20 protein-coding genes and 1 pseudogene are annotated in these 19,498 nt (G+C 71.9%); 12 read left to right on the forward strand and 9 right to left on the reverse strand.

Going from position 1 to position 19,498, the window contains the following annotated elements:
* Positions 1–13: 13 nt before the first annotated feature.
* The 4 genes from BMY61_RS39050 to BMY61_RS39065 all read left to right on the forward strand — a co-directional run bounded on the left by BMY61_RS39050 (position 14) and on the right by BMY61_RS39065 (position 4,128).
* Positions 14–424 carry a cupin domain-containing protein gene (locus BMY61_RS39050; protein WP_201777515.1) on the forward strand — a complete coding sequence of 137 codons (411 nt, stop codon included), beginning with the start codon at positions 14–16 and terminating at the stop codon, positions 422–424.
* A gap of 8 nt (positions 425–432) precedes the next feature.
* On the forward strand, positions 433–1,320 hold the full coding sequence (locus tag BMY61_RS39055) for an SDR family oxidoreductase (RefSeq protein ID WP_425314736.1): 888 nt from the start codon (positions 433–435) through the stop codon (positions 1,318–1,320).
* Positions 1,321–1,397: 77 nt separating this feature from the next.
* The gene (locus BMY61_RS39060) at positions 1,398–2,240 is read left to right on the forward strand and encodes an aldo/keto reductase (protein WP_042442930.1); all 843 of its coding nucleotides are present in this window, start codon (positions 1,398–1,400) and stop codon (positions 2,238–2,240) included.
* A 205-nt stretch (positions 2,241–2,445) separates the two neighbouring features.
* Positions 2,446–4,128 (forward strand): glycoside hydrolase family 99 protein, encoded by a 1,683-nt coding sequence (locus BMY61_RS39065; RefSeq protein WP_042442595.1) that lies wholly within the window; start codon positions 2,446–2,448, stop codon positions 4,126–4,128.
* Positions 4,129–4,140: 12 nt separating this feature from the next.
* Here the strand turns inward: BMY61_RS39065 and BMY61_RS39070 are convergent, their stop codons facing one another.
* The 6 genes from BMY61_RS39070 to BMY61_RS39090 form a co-directional block, all read right to left on the reverse strand.
* The gene (locus BMY61_RS39070; protein WP_042442593.1) at positions 4,141–5,016 is read right to left on the reverse strand and encodes a hypothetical protein; all 876 of its coding nucleotides are present in this window, start codon (positions 5,014–5,016) and stop codon (positions 4,141–4,143) included.
* A gap of 228 nt (positions 5,017–5,244) precedes the next feature.
* Positions 5,245–5,784 carry a hypothetical protein gene (locus BMY61_RS39075; protein WP_143094741.1) on the reverse strand — a complete coding sequence of 180 codons (540 nt, stop codon included), beginning with the start codon at positions 5,782–5,784 and terminating at the stop codon, positions 5,245–5,247.
* Positions 5,785–5,943: 159 nt separating this feature from the next.
* The gene (locus BMY61_RS46765; protein WP_161791195.1) at positions 5,944–7,356 is read right to left on the reverse strand and encodes a DUF6777 domain-containing protein; all 1,413 of its coding nucleotides are present in this window, start codon (positions 7,354–7,356) and stop codon (positions 5,944–5,946) included.
* Between the two features lie 352 nt (positions 7,357–7,708).
* Positions 7,709–8,284: a hypothetical protein gene (locus tag BMY61_RS39085; protein WP_042442589.1), complete on the reverse strand. Its 576-nt coding sequence runs from the start codon at positions 8,282–8,284 to the stop codon at positions 7,709–7,711.
* A complete protein-coding gene (locus BMY61_RS46770) occupies positions 8,281–8,451 on the reverse strand; it encodes a hypothetical protein (RefSeq protein ID WP_161791194.1) in 171 nt (56 codons plus the stop codon). The genes BMY61_RS39085 and BMY61_RS46770 overlap by 4 nt, the downstream gene beginning before the upstream one ends.
* A gap of 120 nt (positions 8,452–8,571) precedes the next feature.
* A complete protein-coding gene (locus BMY61_RS39090; protein WP_042442587.1) occupies positions 8,572–9,000 on the reverse strand; it encodes a MarR family winged helix-turn-helix transcriptional regulator in 429 nt (142 codons plus the stop codon).
* Between the two features lie 83 nt (positions 9,001–9,083).
* On the opposite strand from BMY61_RS39090, the gene BMY61_RS39095 reads away from it, so the two are divergent.
* The 4 genes from BMY61_RS39095 to BMY61_RS39110 are packed head-to-tail and all read left to right on the forward strand — an operon-like array spanning position 9,084 to position 13,732.
* Positions 9,084–9,875, forward strand: a complete 792-nt coding sequence (locus tag BMY61_RS39095; RefSeq protein WP_042442585.1) for a crotonase/enoyl-CoA hydratase family protein — start codon at positions 9,084–9,086, stop codon at positions 9,873–9,875.
* The gene (locus tag BMY61_RS39100) at positions 9,872–11,869 is read left to right on the forward strand and encodes an acetoacetate--CoA ligase (protein WP_042442584.1); all 1,998 of its coding nucleotides are present in this window, start codon (positions 9,872–9,874) and stop codon (positions 11,867–11,869) included. Before BMY61_RS39095 ends, BMY61_RS39100 begins: the two co-directional genes overlap by 4 nt.
* A complete protein-coding gene (locus BMY61_RS39105) occupies positions 11,866–12,822 on the forward strand; it encodes a 3-hydroxyacyl-CoA dehydrogenase NAD-binding domain-containing protein (RefSeq protein ID WP_042442583.1) in 957 nt (318 codons plus the stop codon). The genes BMY61_RS39100 and BMY61_RS39105 overlap by 4 nt, the downstream gene beginning before the upstream one ends.
* 16 nt (positions 12,823–12,838) lie before the next feature.
* Positions 12,839–13,732 carry an amidohydrolase family protein gene (locus BMY61_RS39110; RefSeq protein ID WP_143094742.1) on the forward strand — a complete coding sequence of 298 codons (894 nt, stop codon included), beginning with the start codon at positions 12,839–12,841 and terminating at the stop codon, positions 13,730–13,732.
* 72 nt (positions 13,733–13,804) lie between these two features.
* Here BMY61_RS39110 and BMY61_RS39115 read toward each other — a convergent pair whose 3' ends face one another.
* The gene (locus tag BMY61_RS39115; protein ID WP_042442581.1) at positions 13,805–14,158 is read right to left on the reverse strand and encodes a MerR family transcriptional regulator; all 354 of its coding nucleotides are present in this window, start codon (positions 14,156–14,158) and stop codon (positions 13,805–13,807) included.
* 109 nt (positions 14,159–14,267) lie between these two features.
* Here BMY61_RS39115 and BMY61_RS39120 point away from each other — a divergent pair, with 109 nt between their 5' ends.
* From BMY61_RS39120 to BMY61_RS39130, 3 genes and pseudogenes are all read left to right on the forward strand, one after another.
* Entirely contained in the window at positions 14,268–14,930 is a 663-nt protein-coding gene (locus tag BMY61_RS39120) for an SDR family NAD(P)-dependent oxidoreductase (RefSeq protein ID WP_042442580.1), read from the forward strand.
* Positions 14,931–14,937: 7 nt separating this feature from the next.
* Positions 14,938–15,030 (forward strand): annotated as a pseudogene (locus BMY61_RS48150) (NAD(P)H-dependent oxidoreductase); the annotation flags it as partial.
* 90 nt (positions 15,031–15,120) lie between these two features.
* On the forward strand, positions 15,121–15,423 hold the full coding sequence (locus BMY61_RS39130; protein WP_042442578.1) for a muconolactone Delta-isomerase family protein: 303 nt from the start codon (positions 15,121–15,123) through the stop codon (positions 15,421–15,423).
* Between the two features lie 40 nt (positions 15,424–15,463).
* Here BMY61_RS39130 and BMY61_RS39135 read toward each other — a convergent pair whose 3' ends face one another.
* A complete protein-coding gene (locus tag BMY61_RS39135; protein WP_236655850.1) occupies positions 15,464–16,549 on the reverse strand; it encodes a maleylacetate reductase in 1,086 nt (361 codons plus the stop codon).
* A 58-nt stretch (positions 16,550–16,607) separates the two neighbouring features.
* Positions 16,608–17,519, reverse strand: a complete 912-nt coding sequence (locus BMY61_RS39140; protein WP_042442576.1) for a dioxygenase family protein — start codon at positions 17,517–17,519, stop codon at positions 16,608–16,610.
* Positions 17,520–17,803: 284 nt separating this feature from the next.
* On the opposite strand from BMY61_RS39140, the gene BMY61_RS39145 reads away from it, so the two are divergent.
* A complete protein-coding gene (locus BMY61_RS39145) occupies positions 17,804–19,444 on the forward strand; it encodes a S53 family peptidase (RefSeq protein WP_042442574.1) in 1,641 nt (546 codons plus the stop codon).
* Positions 19,445–19,498: the final 54 nt, after the last annotated feature.

Below are 19,498 nucleotides of genomic sequence, written 5' to 3' on the forward strand. Positions count from 1 at the left end.
AAGGAACAGCACCGTGGACCTCCTGAACCTCCCGGCCACCACCAAGAACCCGCCCGAGCTGTTCCACGGCGACGCCTGGGTGGACTACCTCGCCGTACCGCAGCCCGGCACCGACCAACGAGCCGTCGTGACCAAGGTCCGCTTCGCTCCGGGCGCGCGCACCGCCTGGCACTCCCACGCCCATGGCCAGTTCCTGCACGTCACCGACGGCGTGGCCTGGTTCGGAACCCGCGACGGCGACGTCGTCGAGGTCCGCCCTGGACAGACCCTCTACACCCCGCCCGGCCAGGAGCACTGGCACGCCGCCGCCGACGGCTGCTTCATGGAGCACATCGCCCTCATGGAGTCCGCCGACGACCCCGCCGACAGCGTCACCTGGGCCGAGCACGTCACCGACGAGCAGTTCCACGGGCCGCAGGCATGACGGCCGGCATGACCGCAAATATGACGTCCGGCGTCACCGCAAGCACGACGTCAGGCACGACCGGCGCGCCGCGACGCGACGTCGTCGTGGTGATCGGTCCCGGCGCCATCGGCCGGGCCATCGCCCGCCGGGTCGGCGCCGGACGCACCCTGCTGCTGGCCGGACACGACCGGGCCGGGACCGAGCAGGCCGCTGCCGAGCTGCAGGGGGACGGCTACGACACCGTCGTCCAGCCCACCGACATCTCCGACCACGCGGCCGTGACGGCGCTGGCGGCGAAAGCCGCGTCACTCGGCCCGGTCACGCACCTGGTGCACGCCGCCGGTGTGTCCCCCACGCAGGCCGGCATCGAACGGCTGCTCCGTGTGGACCTGCTGGGCACCGCCCTCGTCCTGGACGCGTTCGCCGAGGTGATCGCACCCGGCGGTGCCGGGATCGTGGTCGCCAGCATGGCCGGGCACCGCGAGAGCCCCTACGACCGCGACGTCGAACAGGCACTGGCCACCACCCCGACCGACGAGCTGCTGGCCCTGCCCTTCCTCCAGCCGGAACGCATCGGCACCACCGTTCACGCCTACGCCCTGTCCAAGCGGGCCAACTCCCTGCGGGTGCAGACCGCCGCCGCGGCCTGGGGCCGACGCGGGGCACGGGTCAACACCGTCAGCCCCGGCGTGATCATCACCCCGCTGGCCCTCGACGAACTCTCCGGCCCGCGCAAGGAGTGGTTCGAGCACGTGCGGCAGAGCTGTGCCGCCCAGCGCTTCGCCACGCCCGACGAGGTCGGCGACGTCGCCGCCTTCCTCCTCGGCCCCCAGGCGAGCTTCGTCACCGGCGCGGACCTGCTCATGGACGGCGGCGTCACCTCCGCCCTGCGCACCGGCGAACTCTCGCTGTAAAGCCCCCTCCCCCACACCTCTTCTCTGGAGCACCCGTGCCGACACCCACCCACGTGACCCTCAACAACGGCGTGACCATGCCCGCCCTGGGCTTCGGCGTCTTCCAGACTCCGCCTGACGTCACCACCCAAGCCGTACGCACCGCCCTGGAGACCGGTTATCGACTGATCGACACCGCCGCCGCCTACGCCAACGAACGCGAGGTCGGCCAGGCCGTCCGCGACTCCGGGCTGCCGCGGGACGAGATCTTCGTCGAGACCAAGGTCTGGATCAGCGACTACGGCTACGACGAGACGCTCCACGCCTTCGACAAGAGCGCCGGCAAACTGGGCCTCGACCACATCGATCTGCTGATCCTGCACCAGGCCCTGCCGAGCCGCTTCGACCTCACCCTCGAGGCCTACCGCGCGCTGGAGACCCTGCTCGCCGACGGCAGGGTCCACGCCATCGGCGTCAGCAACTTCATGCCCGAACACCTCGACGCCCTGCTGAAGAACAGCGACACCGTTCCCGCCGTGAACCAGATCGAGGTGCACCCGTACTTCACCCAGCCGCTGGTCCAGGCGGCCGACGCCGCCCACGGCATCCTCTCCCAGGCCTGGTCCCCCATCGGCGGCATCACCAGCTACCGGGGCACCGGCTCCAGCACGTTCGACGACCCCGCCATCACCGCAATCGCCGAAGCCCACGGCAGGACCCCCGCCCAGGCCATGCTCCGCTGGCACCTCCAGCAGGGCCGCTCCGCCGTCCCCAAGTCCGTCCGTGCCGCCCGCATCGCGGAGAACTTCGACGTCTTCGACTTCGAGCTGACCCCCGCCGAACTCGCGATCCTGGACGCCCTCGACACGGGCACTCGCGGTGGCCCCGACCCGGCAGCCATCACCCTGGAGACCTACGGCCGGGACATCCCCGAAGCCTGACCGGTCAACCGTCGACCGGTCGGCCTGACCGGGCCGGTGACGCGATTCGGACCCGAGAGAGCAGTTCTTGCGCTCCATACGTCAGTTCTTGCGCAATTGGCTTCGCCTCTTGCCTTGATGACGTCCGGTCAATACGCTCCCGCCCAGAGCGCGGCCGAGGCACACCCACCCGTCCGTTCCGGCCGCCCTGTCCCCGGGATGGTCCATGGCAGTCTCACGTCGCACCTTCCTGTCCACTGTTTCCGCCGGAGCCGCCGGCGTCGCCCTCGGCGGGCTGGCGCTGCCCGGCTCGGCGAGGGCCGCGAGTCCGGCCGGCGATGTCGTCGGCAAGGTGACCGTCGGCTACCAGGGCTGGTTCGCCTGCCCCGGCGACGGCGCCCCGATCGACGCGTGGTGGCACTGGAGCCAGAACTGGTCGCAGGCGCCCTCACCGAGCAACAACGTCATCAAGGCCTGGCCCGACTCGCGCGACTTCACCGCCACCTACCCGACCGCCTACGCCAACCTCGGCAACGGCTCCCCGGCCACCCTCTTCTCCTCCTACGACCAGCAGACCATCGACACCCACTTCACGTGGATGCAGCAGAACGGCTGCGACACCGCCGCCCTGCAGCGCTTCGACCCCAACGGCAGCGAGGGCCCGACCCGCAACGCGATCACCGCGCGGGTCCGCTCCTCCGCCGAGGCGCACGGCGTCAAGTTCTACGTGATGTACGACGTCAGCGGCTGGACGAACATGCAGTCCGAGATCAAGACGGACTGGACGAACCTGATGTCCCAGCACACCGCGTCCTCCGCCTACGCCCGCCAGAACGGCAAGCCGGTCGTCGGCATCTGGGGGTTCGGCTTCAACGACGCCAACCATCCCTGGGACCCGTCCGCCTGCTCGGACGTCATCAGCTGGTTCAAGTCCCAGGGCTGCTACGTCATGGGCGGCGTGCCGACCTGGTGGCGCACCGGCACCAGCGACTCCCGGGCCGGATACCTCGGCGTGTACCACTCCTTCGACATGCTCTCGCCGTGGATGGTCGGCCGCATCGGCACGGTCTCCGACGTCGACTGGTTCTACAGCAACGCCACCGTGCCCGACCTCGCCGACTGCAACGCCAACGGCATCGACTACCAGCCGTGCGTCCTGCCCGGCGACCTGTCCGCCCGTCAGCGGGCGCACGGGGACTTCATGTGGCGGCAGTTCTACGACATGACCCGGGCCGGCGTGCAGAGCCTCTACATCTCCATGTTCGACGAGTTCGGCGAGGGCAACCAGATCGCCCGGACCGCCGAGAACCAGAGCCAGGTGCCGGCCGGCTCCGGTCTGCTGGCGCTGGACGAGGACGGCACCGCCTGCTCGTCCGACTACTACCTGCGCCTCACCGCCGACGGCGGCAAGATGCTCAAGGGCCAGACCGCGCTGACCGCCACCCGCCCGACGCAGCCGGTGGTGGGCTCCGGGGGCGGCGGCTCCGACCCGGACCTTGCGCTGCACCAGCCGGTGTCCGACAGCGGCCACACCCAGGTCTACGTCGCCGGCAACGCGGTCGACGGCGACCCCAACACCTACTGGGAGAGCATCGACAACGCCTTCCCCCAGTGGCTTCAGGTCGACCTCGGCTCCGCCGTCACCACCCGCCGGATCGTGCTCACCCTGCCCCCCTCCACCGCGTGGGGCGCGCGCACCCAGACCATCCAGGTGCTCGGCAGCAGCGACGGCACCAACTTCAGCACCATCCTCGCCTCGGCCGGCTACCTGTTCGACCCGGCCACCGGCAACACGGCCACGATCGCCTACCCCGGCGGCGCCACGGCCCGCTACGTCCGGCTCCTCTTCACCGCCAACACCGGCTGGCCGGCCGGCCAGGCCTCCGGGTTCTCGGTGTACGCGACCTGACTCAAGCGGCGATCAGGCCTGGGTGCTCGACGTGTCGACTGCCGACGTCTCGTCGGCAGCGACGGTTCGCCGGGAACGCCGCGGTGTTGGCACCTTCGCGGCGGCCGGGGACTTGCTCATCTGTGCACTGGCCGCGAGTACCTGGGCGACGATCTGCCGGCGCACTTCACTCTCCGGGTCGTCGCTCAGGCCCTTTGCCAGCCGCTCCGCAGTGAGGTAGGAGCTCGACAGCACGGGTTGCTCGAAGAAGCGGTTGAGTTGCGCCAGGGTCTGCCCGTACATGTTCAAATAGGTTCGATTCAGATATCCGGAGAGAGCCGCGCCCACAGCCGCGACCGCACCCAGAAAGACCTTGGCTTCGGCGGCCTGGACGATCAGACCCACTGAGCAGCAGGCGACAATAACTCCCAGCCCCGCCCACATTGCGAGCCTTGCGGAACGGAACGACTGAGCCGCCTGGACGGTCGCAATCAAGTGGTAGTCAGCAATCTGCTTCTGATTCAGTGCGAACAGGTTCTCCAAGGAGAGGACCTTCTTCAGGGCTTCCTCCTCGGCTTCCCTGATCTTCACGACCTCGAGCGTGGCTTCACGGCGCCTGACCGTCCTCAAGTGAACAGTGGCCAGACCCGCACCTCCTACAAGCGCGACGCCAAGACCGACCAGAAGGGATCCCCAGAACCACGCCGGGGGCAACCCCTCCTTTCCGCCTCGCCCTCCGGCATCACCGCGAGCCAACGCCACAACCCCGAGAATCGACAGGGGAACGAAGATCGCGAGCGGAGCCAGAATCATCGCGATGGTCTTCGCATTCAGGCGCATGCGCCCAAACAGATACTCCGGGTAGGCGCTCAAGAGTTGGGTCGCGAGCAGCGTCTCAACTGATCCCATTGGAGTCCCTCACTAGCGCCGTTGGGATGTCCACGCTAGAGCTTGGCGGACCCCCAGGGGATCCTTTCTTCCCGATACGGCCGCAGGCTCCGGCGATGGTCAGTCAGTCCATCCAGTCGGGGTGGGTGCGGCAGGGGTCCAGCGGACGCCAGCGAGGGCCTCCTTGACGACCTGGACCTGCCGGAGAAGGCCTATGCCGGCGCCGCCGCTACGGGACAGCCCTGGCCCTCAGCCGGGTCGGACGACGCAGTCCTTCGACGTCACCGAGCTGTCTCTGTTGCTCATGATGGTGATGTTGCCGCTGATCGCCGACACGGCCGACAGCCGCTCCTGCACCGTGGCAGCGAGGACGCCGTGGGTGTTGTCGGTACTGACCTTCATGTCGCCCTGGTCGGTCGTGTACCAGTCGCTGCCGCCGTTGTCGGTGGCCGTGCGGGTCCCGCTGCCGAAGTTCTCGGTCACGGAGTGCAGGCCCCCGCCCAGGTCGCTGACAGTCATTTGGAACATGACGCTGTACGGGTCACTGTCGGCGGGCGAGTAGGCCTGGCCGGAGTTGTCTACGACATACGCGGTGAACGTCGACGTGCCTGTGCCGTCCTGGGCGTCCTTGTACGTGATGACGCAATTCGCCAAGCCCTGCTGTGCACCGTGGGCGAGATTGTGTGGCTTGGCGGCCGACGCCGCGTTGCTCGGAGCCGCGGCAGGACTGGGGGCCGTATCGCTGCTGGTACGGGTGGCGGCGGGGTCGCAGGCTGCGACGGTGAGCACGACCAGTGTGGCGCCGGCCGCGAGGGTGAGGGTCCGGTTCATCCCCGAACACTCCCGTAACCGTGAGGCGCATGCGCAGGGAGTTGCGAGACTGTGACGGATCGTCACGCTCGGGGAGCCGGCCGCCACCTCACGGTCAGGCCCGCCGGCCACACGGGTTCAGCTGGGCGGTGCGCCCGCGGACGAGGGCTGCTGCACGGCGGGAGCCGTCGCCGGGGTCTCGGAGGACGTCGCCGGTGAGGGCACCGACTCCGACGGGGAACCGGAACCGGTCTGCGACGCGGACGGCGACTGCGACGGCGAGCCGGAGGATCCCGACGCACTGGGCGAGCCCGACTGCGACGCGGACGGACTCGTCGTCAGGGACGCGCTGCCGGACGGGCAGGCTGTGCCCGACGCACTGGCGGACGCGGACCCGTTTGCGGAGGCGGAGACCGAGGCGCACGGCGACGCCGAGCCGGCGGTCGACGCCCCGGCCGACCCGCTCGCCGAACCGCCGGCCGATCCGCTCGCCGAGGCACTCGGGTTCGGCGGCGGGATGTGGTGGTCGCCACCGCCCCGGCTGCCGACCGGTCGCACGAACCACTGGCCCGAGTCCTGGTCGTAGAGGGTGATCGTCTGCTGCTCGACCACCGCGGGTTGGACGATCACGACGTTCTCGATCCGGAACGAGGGCCAGGGGGTCCCGGTGAAGGTCTCGTCGCCGGACGCCTGGGGCGGCAGCAGCGGGTTGCCGCACGCGCACCGGGCGCGGGGCAGGCCGCGACTGTCGATCAGCACGGCCGTGCCCACCTGCAGCACCGACTGGAACGCCGTCGCCTGGCCGTTCGCGAACCCGTGGTTGGTGACCCTGGTGTCGGCCCGGAGCACGACCGGGGTGAGGGTCCGCAGGAAGGCCGGGATCTGGTCGGCGGAGATGCCCTCGACCCCGGCCCAGGCGCGGCCCTTGTCCTGGTGCGCGGCCAGGAACACGGAGAGCTGGGGCACGTCGCAGCTGGAGACCGACTCCGTGCCGCCGTACAGGCCGAGCGCGGTGCCGCTCACGACGCGCGTGACGCTGCCGGTGGCGGCTGGTGAGCCGGTGGGGGAACCGGTCGCGCCGGAGTGCCGCGGCGACGGGCTGGAGCTCGGGTGGGCGGGCGGCGCCGGGGTGAACGGCTCAGGTCCGGTCGAGTCCGCAGGCTGGAGCGCGACGGCCTGGCTCGTACCGGAACCCGTCAGCACCAGTGGCAGCACCACTGCCGCCACGACCGCCGCGCCGAGCCCGGCCAGCAGGCCCGGGCGCCGCCACCAGGGCTTGCGCGGACCGCCGCCCTCGGGCGAGGAGCCCAGCGGGCGGCTGCCGGAGGGCGGCTCACCGGGCGGCGGAGGGCCCGGCCGGTCGGCCATCTGCGTCGGCGGCTCGGCGCCGGGCTGGGGCGCGGGAGGCTGCGTCTGGGGCGCCGACAGGGGCCCGGACGGCGGACCCGAGGGCGCGATCGTGGGCCGTTCGGAGGGCGGAACACCGGACTCCGCGCCGGGCCGCTCCCAGGACGGTTCGCCCGGGGGTTCCATCGGGGGTTGGCTGCTCACAGGCCTTGCCTTCCGGGATCTCGGGGTCGCGGCCACCGATCACGGCCATTGTGTGGCGACCACGCCGCGCTCGCACACGCGGCGCCGCGCGACGTCACGCAGCGTATGCACGGCCATCACGTCGCCGGGGCCGCCGGGGTCGTCAGGGTCGTCGCGCGGTCGGGGCGTCGGGGCGCGGGGCGTCGGGGCCGTCGGGGCCGTCGGGGCTGTTGGGGCCGCCGGGGTCGTCGCGTGGTCGGGGCGTCCGTCTTCGGGGCTGCCGGGGCCGTCGGGGCTGTCGGGGTCGTCGGGGCCGCCGGGGTCGTCGGGGCGTCGTGTCGTCGGGGCGTCGTGTCGTCGGGGTCGGGACCCGTCAGGCGTCGCCGGGCACCCAGGTCGGCGGGCCCTGGGCCCCGGTGACCGGATGCGCGCCGGTGTCGGGGGGCTCGACGGTCGCGTAGGTGTGCAGCTGCAGGCCGTCGTAGTAGACCCAGCGGCTCTGCTCCTCGTCGAGCAGCCAGGCGGCGTCCCCGTCCAGCACCAGGCCCAGGCGCAGGCCGCGGGTGAGCCGGCGGAAGGTCTCCAGGTCGATGGTGCCCTCGGTGACGTCCTCGACCTGTTCGCGGTAGTGCGCGAGCGCCTGCTCCAGTCGGCGCAGCAGCGGCCGGGGGTCGGCCGAGCGCGCGAGCGCCTGGGTGGCCCCCGGGGGACTGTGCGGGAGAGAGACCAGCAGCCGGCCGTCCACCCAGGCGGTCCAGCCGTTGGAGCAGACCACGCGGGTCCAGTCGCCGCGGACGTCGACGGCCAGCAGCGGCAGCAGCGGGTCCAGGCGGACGCTGGGCTCGGAGAAGTCGGGCCTCATCCAGGTGGCCAGGCCCTCGATCGGCGCGACGTGGGTGGGCCGGAAGTCCTCCGGCTCCGCCGGGTCGGTCCCGTCCGCCGCGCTCACCGAGGCATCACCGCGGGTTCGTACCGGCGCCGCGGCAGGCCGGGGCGCAGCGGGCTGCCGGGACCGACGTCGAGGTGCCGGACCCGGTGGCCGTGATTCGAGCCGATGAACTGCGCGTCGCCGTCGACTTCGAGCAGCAGACGCGACGCCCCGGGGCGCTCTGCCATGCTCCGGATTTTATCGCCGCCCGCCCCACCCGGCCCGGCGGCACCCGGCCGACGGCCCACCCCGCGCGAGCACGTCGCGGGGGGGCGCGTCGCGGACGGGGCGGACGGGGCAGAGGGGGGTCAGCGCAGGTGTTCCCACATGGCGTGGATCGCCGTGCGGAACTCGGTGACCTGGCGGGCGGAGAGCCCGTCGGTCATGCGGTTCTCGATCGCGGCGGCAGCGTCGGCGTACGTCGTCAGCAGCTCGCGGCCCTCGTCGGTGATGTGCACCAGGAGTTCCCGCTTGCTCTCCGGGTTCGGGCGGCGGCTGATCAGGCCGCGGGAGTCGAGGAGCCTCAGCATGTCCGCCATGGACTGCGGCGTCACGAAGGAGTCCCGCGCGAGTTGCGCCGCGGAGATCCCGTCCCGGTGGGCCAGGACCGTGAGCGCGGTGTACTGCATCGTGGTCACCCCGGACTCGCGGAGCATGTCGTCGAGGTGCGCTCGGATGGCGAGCTCCAGGCGCTTGGCCGCATACAGCAGCGAGGGCTCGCTGCGGTGCTCACTCATCGACGACTCCCCGAGCGTATTGACAGGTTCCCTGATGATACTCCACCCTCGGAACCATCAGGTTTCCTTATGATTGGATCAGGGTGGATGCATCGACCTGGGACCTTCCCGCCTCGCTGCGCGTGGAACAGCGCGGCGAGGTTGCCGTCCTGACGCTCTGCCGACCGCAGAAGCGCAACGCGATCGACGACGCGACGATCCAGGGGATCGGCCGCTTCTTCGACGCGCTCCCGCCGTTCGCCAAGGTCGTCGTGGTCGCCGCCGAGGGCGACCACTTCTCCGCCGGCCTCGACCTGGGCGAGATGAGCGAGCGCGACGCCGTCGCCGGCGTCCACCACTCCCGGATGTGGCACGCCGCCTTCGCCAGGATGGAGGGCGGCCCCGTGCCCGTGATCGCGGTGCTCAAGGGCGCGGTCGTGGGCGGCGGCCTGGAGCTCGCCACCGCGGCGCACCTGCGGGTCGCCGAGCGTTCCGCCTTCTTCGCCCTCCCCGAGGGCGCGCGCGGTCTGTTCGTGGGCGGCGGAGCCTCCGTGCGCGTCTCCCGGATCGTCGGAGTGCAGCGCATGACCGACATGATGCTCACCGGCCGCGTGCTGGACGCCGAGGAGGGCGTGCGCGACGGGCTCGTCGACTACCTCGTCGACGAGGGCGAGGGCATCGACAAGGCACTGAAGCTCGCGGAGCAGATCGCCGGCAACTCGCCGGTCACCAACTTCGCGGTCCTGCACGCGCTGCCGCGCATCGCGGGAGCCGATCCCGACACCGGCCTGCTGATGGAGTCGCTGATGGCAGCGGTCGCCCAGAGCAGCCCCGAAGCCAAGCAGCGGATGAACGATTTCCTGTCCGGCCGAGCCGCCAAGGTGGTGCAGCGATGAGTGCGAGCGAGACGACTCTCCCGACCGTCCCCGAGGTTCTCCACCCGCCGCACCCCGACGCTGCCCGGGACGCGCGCGTGCAGGGCTTCCTGCGCTGGCTGCGCGAGGAACGCGGGCACGATTTCGCCTCGTGGGACGAGCTGCGGCACTGGTCCGTCGACCGTCTCGAGGACTTCTGGCGCAGCGTGTGGGACTACTTCGGCGTGCGCGCCCACACCCCGCCGACGGCGGTGCTCGCCGAGCACGACCGGGGCATGCCGGGCGCGCGCTGGTTCCCTGGCGCGACCCTGAACTACGCCGAGCACGCCTTCGGGCAGCCCGAGGACGCCGACGAGCTCGCGGTCATCGCCGTCTCGCAGACCCGCGACCGGGTCGAGCTCACCTTCGCGGAGCTGGCCGACCAGGTGCGCCGGGTGCGGGCCGGGCTGCGGCGGCTGGGCGTCACCCGCGGCGACCGGGTCGCCGCCTATCTGCCGAACGTCCCGGAGACGCTGGTCGCGTTCCTGGCCACCGCCAGCCTCGGCGCGACCTGGGCCGCCTGCGCCCCCGAGTTCGGCGCGCGCAGCGTCATCGACCGCTTCGAGCAGGTCGAGCCGAAGGTGCTGCTCACCGTCGCCGGCTACACCTACGGTGAGAAGCCGATCGACAAGCGCGCGGACGTCGCGGAGCTGCGCGCCGCCCTGCCCACCGTCGCGCACGTGGTCCACGTCCCCTACGGCCCGCTGCAGGTCCCGGACACGGTGTCGTGGGAGGCGCTCGCGGCGGACGCGGACGAACCGCTCTCCTTCGAGCCGGTCCCCTTCGACCACCCGCTCTACGTCCTGTTCTCCTCCGGCACCACCGGTAAGCCCAAGGCCATCGTGCACGGCCACGGTGGCATCCTGCTGGAGCACCTGAAGAACCACGCGTTCCACTGGGACCTCGGCCCCGGCGACCGGCTGCTGTGGTTCACCACGACCGCCTGGATGATGTGGAACAACCTCATCTCCGCGCTGCTGCTGCGCAGCGGCGTGGTGATGATCGACGGCAACCCGCTCCACCCCGACCTGCGCTTCCAGTGGCAGCTCGCGGCGGAGACCGGCGCGACGCTGGTCGGCGCGAGCCCCGGGTACCTCATGTCCTGCCGCAAGGAGGGCGTCCGCCCGGCCGAGGAGTTCGACCTGTCCCGGCTGCGGCAACTGGGCGTGGCCGGCAGCCCGTTCGCCGCGGAGGGCTTCCGCTGGGTGCACGAGCAGTTCGGCGACCGCGTGCTGCTCAACGTCGGCTCCGGGGGCACCGACGTGTGCACCGGCCTGGTCCAGGCGTCTCCGCTGCAGCCCGTCTACGTCGGCGAGATGTCCGGCGCGAGCCTGGGTGTGGACGCGAAGGCCTTCGACGAGCAGGGCCGGGTCGTGGTCGGCGAACTGGGCGAGCTGGTGATCACCTCGCCGATGCCGTCCATGCCGGTGGGTTTCTGGGGCGACGAGGACGGCAGCAGGATCCGGGCGGCGTACTTCGAGGACTTCCCCGGCGTCTTCCGCTTCGGCGACTGGTGCCGGTTCACCGAGCAGGGGTCGTGCACCATCACCGGCCGCTCCGACGCCACCCTCAACCGGGGCGGCGTGCGGCTGGGCACGGGCGAGTTCTACCGGGTCCTGCAGGACCTGCCCTCCGTGAACGACGCCCTCGTGGTCCACCTGGAGGACGCGCAGGGCGGCATGGGCGAGCTCATCCTCTTCGTGGTGCCCGCCGACGGCACGGCCGTCGACGAGGAGTTGACGGCACGGCTGAACCGGGAGATCCGCACCGCGCTGTCCCCGCGTCACGTGCCCGACCGCATCGTGCCGGTCACCGCCGTGCCCTACAGCAGGACCGGCAAGAAGCTCGAGGTGCCGATCAAGAAGATCCTGCGCGGCGCCGCCGCCGACGAGGTCGCCTCGCCCGGCGCCCTGATGGATCCGGGCGCCCTCGACTCCTACGCCGCCTACGCCCGCGCACGCCGGGAGGACCGATGAACGGGGTCGGGGTCGGGGACCCGGGCACCGTCGCGGTCGTCGGCACCGGAGTCATCGGCGCGAGCTGGGCGGCGCTCTTCCTGGCAGGCGGTCACGACGTCGTCGCCCACGACCCGGCGCCGGGGGCGGAGCGGCGTCTGCGGGAGGCCGTCGCCCAGGCCTGGCCCACACTCCGGCGACTCGGCCTGGCGGGCGGCGCGTCCCCGCAGCGGCTCACCTTCACCGCGGATCTCGCCGCGGCCGTGGCCGAGGCGCGGTTCGTGCAGGAGAGCGGGCCGGAGCGGATCGAGCTCAAGCAGCGGCTGTTCGCCGACCTGGACGCGGCCACACCGGTCGACACCGTCATCGCCAGCAGCTCGTCCGGCCTCACGCCGAGTCAGTTGCAGGAGATGTGCGGCCGCGCACCCGAGCGGGTGCTCGTCGGGCACCCCTTCCACCCGGCCCACCTGATCCCGCTCGTCGAGGTCGTCCCCGGCGCCCGGACCGACCCCGCCGCGGTCGAACAGGCGATGGCGTTCTACACCGGCCTCGGCAAGCGCCCGATCCACGTCCGCCAGGAGCTGCCCGGCCACGTCACCAACCGGCTCCAGGCGGCGCTGTGGCAGGAGGCCTACTCACTGGTCGAGCGCGGCGTGGTGAGCGTCGCGGACGTCGACGCCGCGATCTGCCACGGCCCCGGCCTGCGCTGGGCGCTACTCGGGCCGCTGGTCAACCAGCATCTGTCGGGCGGCGCCGGGGGCCTCGCGCACACCCTCGCACACCTGGGCCCGCCCGCTGAGGAGTGGATGAAGGACCTGCGCCCGGCCCGCCTGTCGCCCACGCTCGTCGCGCAGCTGGTGAGCGGCGTCGACGACGAACTCGCCGATCTGGACCAGGCCGAGCTGGTCGCCCAGCGCGACGAACTGCTGGTGGCCCTCCTGCAGCACAAGCGCGACCACCGCACCCTGCCCTAGAAAGCCGACGGGAACCATGACCTACTCCCCCCGCATCGACCTCGACGCGATCGTCGCCCTGGACTTCCACGCCCACGTCGAAGCCGACGGCCACGGACACCACTCCCTCGACCAGGAGCTGATGGACGCCTCCGCCGCGTACTTCCGCGGCGACCACAACCGCACCCCCACCGTGGCGGACCTCGCCGCCTACTTCCGCGAGCGGCGCATGGCCGCCGTCGTCTTCACCATCGACGCCGGCCACGGACTCGGCCACCCGCCGCTGTCCAGCGAGCAGATCGCCGAGCAGGCGGCCGAGCACGCCGACGTGCTGATCCCCTTCGGGTCCGTGGACCCCCACCGGGGCGCCGACGCGTGCAGGCAGGCACGCCGCCTTGCCGTGGAGTACGGCGTCCGCGGGTTCAAGTTCCACCCGGGGCTGCAGGCCTTCGCGCCCAACGATCCGGCGTACGCGCCGTTGTGGGCGACGCTGGAGGAGCTCGGCACCATCGCCCTCTTCCACACCGGCCAGGCCGGGATCGGCGCCGGACTGCCCGGCGGCCGCGGCATCAAGCTGCGCTACAGCGACCCGCTCCTGCTCGACGACGTCGCCGCGGACTTCCCCGGCCTGCGGATCGTCATGGCCCACCCCGCGGTGCCGTGGGTGGACACGCAGATCTCCATCGCCACCCACAAGGCCAACGTGTTCATCGACCTGTCGGGCTGGGCGCCGAAGTACTTCCCGCCGCAGCTGGTGCGGCAGCTGTCCGGCCCGCTGGCCCGCAAGGTGCTCTACGGCTCGGACTTCCCCGTGGTCACCCCGGACCGGTGGTTCGCTGACTTCGCGAAGCTGGAGATGAAGGACGAGGTCAAGCCGCTGATCCTGAAGGAGAACGCGCTGGCGCTGCTGGGTCTGCGCGACCCTTCCTGAACGCTCGGATCGTCCCTGAGGCGTGACCCGCCAGCCCAACGATGCAGACCCGGAAGCAGGGCCGTGACCACGTCATGGCCCTGCTTGTGCGAGGAGCGCGTCGACCAGGCGACGAGAGTGCTCGAGTCCCTCGATCGACTCGTCGAGGCGCCGGCGCTGCCGGGCCAGCCGCGTGACCATCTCCGGGCACTGCGGCAGCAGCCGACCCGCGTCGTACCCCACGCAGGGCAGCATGACCGCGATGTTCGCGGTGTTCAGCCCCGCGGCGAGCAGCGCCCGGATGGTGTCGACACGCAGCACGTCCGACTCCTGGTAGCGACGCCTACCCGCGGTCGTCCGCTCAGGGGCCAGCAGCCCGCGCTCCTCGTAGTACCGCAGCAGCCGCTCCGGCACGCCGGAACGGGCGGCGAGTTCGCCGATCTGCATCCGTGCTCTCCGCTCCTACCTGCGGCGATGCCGCAGGGCTTGCTCCTCACACCGATGAGAGGACCTACGGTCATCGCGTTCAACATCACGCGAGTTGGAGAAGATTCCCATGCCAGGACTGGTCATCGTGGGCGCCGGAGCCGGCCTGGGCGCCGCGGTCGCCGCGCGGTTCGCGCGCGAGGGACTGCCCGTCGCAGCGATCGCCCGTAGCCGAGCCGTGCACGAGGTCGCCGCCGCGGTCCGCACGCGGACCTCCGGGCAGGTGCTCGCGCTGCGCGCCGACAGCGCCGACCGTACCGCGCTCCACGCCGCCCTCGACGCCGCTGTGGACGCTCACGGCGTGCCCGACGTGCTCGTGTACAACGCCGCGATCATCCAGCCGGACCGGCCGGGCGAACTGAGCACGCAGCAGCACCTGGACGCGTGGTCGGTGAACGTGCTCGGCGCGATGGACGCGGCCACCCACCTGGCCCCGCAGATGACCCGGAACGGCGGCGGCACGGTGATCATCACCGGCGGCATGCCGCGACCCCTCAGCCGCAGCACGAGCCTGTCCCTCGGCAAGGCCGGTGTCCGCGCGCTCACCCGGATCCTCGACCAGGAGTACGGCCCGTTCGGCGTGCACGTGGCCACCGTGACCGTGGACTGCGCCATCGTGCCTGGCACCGACGCCGACCCCGAGCTGATCGCCGAGCACTACTGGGCGCTGCACCGGCAGCCGCGTGCGCAGTGGCAGCACGAGATCGTGCACGCGGCCTCAGCGCCCGCCTGAACCCGGACCTGAGGCGAGCGCCGAGGACATCGAGTGGGCCGACGCGGTGCTCTTCGGCTCACCCACTCGCTTCGGCAACGTCTCCGCAGAGCTCAAGCAGTCCGGTACCGCCGCCCGGCTCAAGGCCGCCTGACCGATCGTCGCACCAGCACTGTCCACAGCCGTCGCACCAGCATCAGAAGGAGAGACCGTGAAGGAGTTCCTGGTCGAGCTGACCACCACCGTGCCCGAGGGCACCGAGCCGGCCGAGGTCGAGCGGATGCGCGCGGCCGAAGCCGTGCAGGCCGCGGAACTGGCCCGCGCCGGGCACCTGGTCAGGCTGTGGCGCCCGGTGGGTGAGCTGCGCAGTATCGGCCTGTGGCGGGCCGCCGACGAGGCCGAGCTGTACGAGGCGGTACTCGGGACACTTCCCCTGTGGCCGTGGATGACCTCGACGGTCACCTCCGTCCACTCGCACCCCAACGACCCGGCCGGGAGCCGCGACGCGATCTGATCCCCGAGCGGCTCCCCGCGGGAGCGGATCGTCGCCGACCTCACTCCGGCCCGGCGGCCTGCGGCGGCTCGCCCGCCCATGCGGCGTGCAGGAGGGCGGTCAGGCCCTCCGCGGTGACCTCGACGGGGTTGGCGTACGGGTTGGCGAGCACCTCGTCGACGATGCGCGCGATGGCGGTCTCCGCCATGCCGAGCTCCCGCAGTGAGCGCGGGGCGCCGAGCTCGCCGGCGAGGTCGAAGAAGCGGCGGGCCGGGTCGGCGGCACCGCCGAGCGCGCGGCTCAGCGCGGCCACTGCCTGCGGGGCGCCCCGCTGGTTGTAGGCCAGGGCGTGCGGGAGGACGACGGTGTGCGTGGGAGCGTGGGGCAGGTCGAGGGTGCCGCCGAGGCTGTGGCACAGCTTGTGGTGCAGGGACATCGTCGTGGCGCCGAGGCAGGCGCCGCTGAGCCAGGCTCCGTACTGGGCCTGGCCCCGGGCCTCCAGGTCGCCGGGGTCACGGACGACGGCAGGCAGGGCGTCGACGAGTGCGCGGACGCCCTCCTCGGCCATGAGCGAGATCACCGGGTTGGCGTCGGGCGCGTACAGGGCCTCGACCGCGTGCGCGGCGGCGTTGACCGCGCTGGTCACCGAGAGACCGACGGGCAGGGTGAGGGTGAGTTCGGGGTCGTAGAACACGCTGACCGGCAGGACGCGCGGGTCGCGTCCGGTGCGCTTGCGTCCGTTCTCGGTCAGCCCCCAGACGGGCGTCATCTCCGAGCCGGCGTAGGTGGTGGGCACGGCGAGGACCGGCAGCCCGTGCTCCAGCGCGACGGCCTTGCCCAGGCCGACCGCCGAACCGCCGCCCACGGCCACGCAGCAGTCCGCGCCGAGTTCGCGTGCGCGCTGCCGGGCGAGGTCGGCGACCTCGAGCGGGACATGCATGCGCGCCTCGGCCAGAACGCCCGCCGCACGGCTCCCGAGGGCGTCGGCGACCATCCCGCCCGTGGCCTGCTGCTGCGGGCCGCACAGGACCAGCGCCCGCCGGTACCCGAGGCGCTCGATCTCCTGAGGCAGCGACGCCACGACGCCGGGGCCGAAGACCACGCGCATCGGCAGGGAGTGGTAGGTGAACGGCTGAAGGGCGGTCACGGCTGAGCCTGCTTCCTGGTGTCCGAACTGCGGATGCGGGTGGTCCGTCAGGCGCGCCTCAGGCACCGTCCGCGGGCGTCTCGGGCCGCAGCACCACGTCGAAGTGGACGGCCCGGAACGGGTTGGGAAGCCCGACCTCGGCCGCGCGGGCAGGGTCGTCGACGGTGGGGAACTCGCGGACGAGGCTGTCCTTCACCCCGAAGACGGCGTCCGAGTCGAGGTAGGGCGTGTCCGCGACGAACAGGTGGGTGAGCAGCGGCCGGTAGCCGCAGGCCCGGACGTCGAAGTGGATGTGGGCGGGTCGGTTCGGGTGGCGGCCGGTCGCCTGGAGGAGGCGGCCGACGGGCCCGTCGGTGGGGACCGGGTAGTAGCGGGGCACGATCGACCGGAACCAGAAGCGGCCCTCGTCGTCGGTGGTGAACAGCCCGCGCAGGTTGCCCTCGGGCTGCTGCTCCGGCTGCTGCACGTCGTAGAAGCCGTCCGCGTTGGCCTGCCACACGTCCACGGCCGCGCCGGGGACGGGGGTGCCGTCGACTCCGCGGACCGTGCCGGTGACCAGGCACGGCTCCCCCTTGCCGTCCAGGGCGATGTCGGCGCCGAGTTCGCGCGCGGGCGACCGGACGAGGTGGAACGGCCCTTCCACGGTCGACTCCGTGCCCCTGTCCGCACGGTTGTTCATGGTCTCCACCAGCATCGACACGCCGAGGACGTCGGAGAGCAGGACGAACTCCTGCCGCACCGGCGTGCAGGCCGTACCCACCTCGGTGAGGAATCCGATCGCCGCCGCCCACTCGTCGACGGTGGGCTCGACGTCCTTCACGAACGCGTGCAAGTGCCGCACGAGCGCGGTCATGACCTCGCCCAGCCGCGCATCGGGGGTACCGGCGAAGGAGGCGGCCACGACCTCGGCGGAGCGCTCCTCGCTGAAGCGCGCCGGGCCTGTGGTCCTGGCGGTGGGGTCCGCTGTCATGGGGCGCGCCCCTTACGTGGGTGGCCGAGGGGGATGTGCACCATTATTTCCCTCGAATGTGGCGCGGCACGGCGGGGCACGCCCGCCGGCGGCTTCTGTGACGCCACGTGACAGTTGCATGGCGACGACCTGGGGAGCGTTGACGCAGATCGGCACCACCGGCTGTGATGACATATCAGGACGCCTGGAGCTGCGCGGTCCTGGCGCACATGGCTTGTCATGCGCATGGCTCTCGCTCCGAGTGATCCTGCCTTCGCTCACCCCGTCGTCCCAGGAGGACCCCCGTGAAGCTCACGATCCGCTCCGCCGTCGGACTCCTCGCAGCGCCGCTGCCGATCCTCGCCCTCGCCCTGGCCGTGCCCGCGCAGGCCACCACCACCCCGGCGGCGCTGCACGGCGACGTGCTCCCGGCGATCGCCCACTTCCAGCGCGTCGGAGCGGTCGACGCCCGCCGGTCGATACCCGTCACCCTCAGCCTCGCGCTGCGCGACCAGGCGGCCCTGACCGCCTTCCTTGGACAGGTCACCGACCCCCAATCCCCGCAGTACCGGCACTACCTGACGGTCCAGCAGTTCGCGGACCGCTTCGGCGCTACGGCGCGGACCGTCGCACGGGTCACCGCGTATCTGCGCAGCCAGGGGCTCACCGTCGGCCAGGTCAGCGCCAACCACCTGAGCGTGCAGGCCCGCGGCACCGCCGCCCAGGTCGAGAAGGCCTTCGGGGCCACCCTCGCCGACTACCGCGACCCCGCCTCACGCCAGGACTTCTACGCCAACACCGCCGCCCCGGTGCTCCCCGCCGCCATCGCCGCCGACGTCACCGACGTGGCCGGCCTGAACAACTACGCCCACTACCACACGAACCTGGCCCGCAAGACGACCGCGACGGCGTCCCCCGGGGCGACTCACCCGGGTCTGACCCCCGCGCACGCCCGCTCCGCGTACAACGTCGCCCCGGCCATCGGCGCCGGCTACAACGGCCACGGCGTCACCGTCGGCCTGTTGGAGTTCTCCGCCTACACGCAGTCGGACGTGACCACCTACGACAAGGGTTACGCGCTGACCCCGCCCACACCCGTGGTGCGCGCCGCGGGCGGCGGCACCACCGACACCTCCGGCCAGGACGAGGTCGAGCTCGACATCGAGGTCGTCCAGGCCCTCGCCCCGCAGGCCTCGGTCAAGGTCTACGAGGCGCCCAACAGCGACGCCGGCGAACTGGCCGTCTACGCGGCGCTGGTCAGCGACGACGTCCCCGTCATCTCCACCAGTTGGGGCCAGTACGAGGCGGGCGAGACCCCCTCAAACCTGACCGCCGTCGACACCGACCTGCAGGAGGCCGCCGCCCAGGGGCAGTCCGTCTACGCGGCGTCGGGTGACAGCGGCTCCGACGACGCCGGCAACGGCGGCACCTCCGTCGACTTCCCCGCCGCCGACCCCTGGGTCTCCGGCACCGGCGGCACCACGCTCTCCCTCAACTCCTCCGGCGCCTGGAGCAAGGAGACCGCCTGGAGCGGCAGTGGCGGCGGCGTCTCCTCGCAGTTCGCCACGCCGAGCTTCCAGAGCAAGGTCGACACCAGCGGGTCCCGGTACGTGCCCGACGTCGCCGCCGACGCCAACCCGAGCACCGGCTGGTCCGTCTACAGCCAGGGCGCCTGGACCGAGTACGGCGGCACCAGCGCCGCCGCCCCCAACTGGGCCGCCTTCACCGCGATCTACGACAGCGAGGCCGCCGCCAAGGGCAAGCCGTCCTTCGGCTTCGCCAACTCCACCATCTACGCCCTGGCCCAGTCGTCGAACTACAGCAAGGCGTTCCACGACGTCACCGGCGGAAGCAACGGCGCATACAGCGCCGGCACCGGCTACGACCGGGTGACAGGCTGGGGCTCGTACAACGGTGCGAACTTCCTCTCCGCCGAACTGGGCTGACCCCCGGGTCCGAGCCGACCCTGCCGTTCCGTCGGGCCGAGCACGCCGGCTCGA

The organism is Streptacidiphilus jiangxiensis, from assembly GCF_900109465.1.
In the GTDB taxonomy this organism is placed as follows: Bacteria; Actinomycetota; Actinomycetes; order Streptomycetales; family Streptomycetaceae; genus Streptacidiphilus; species Streptacidiphilus jiangxiensis.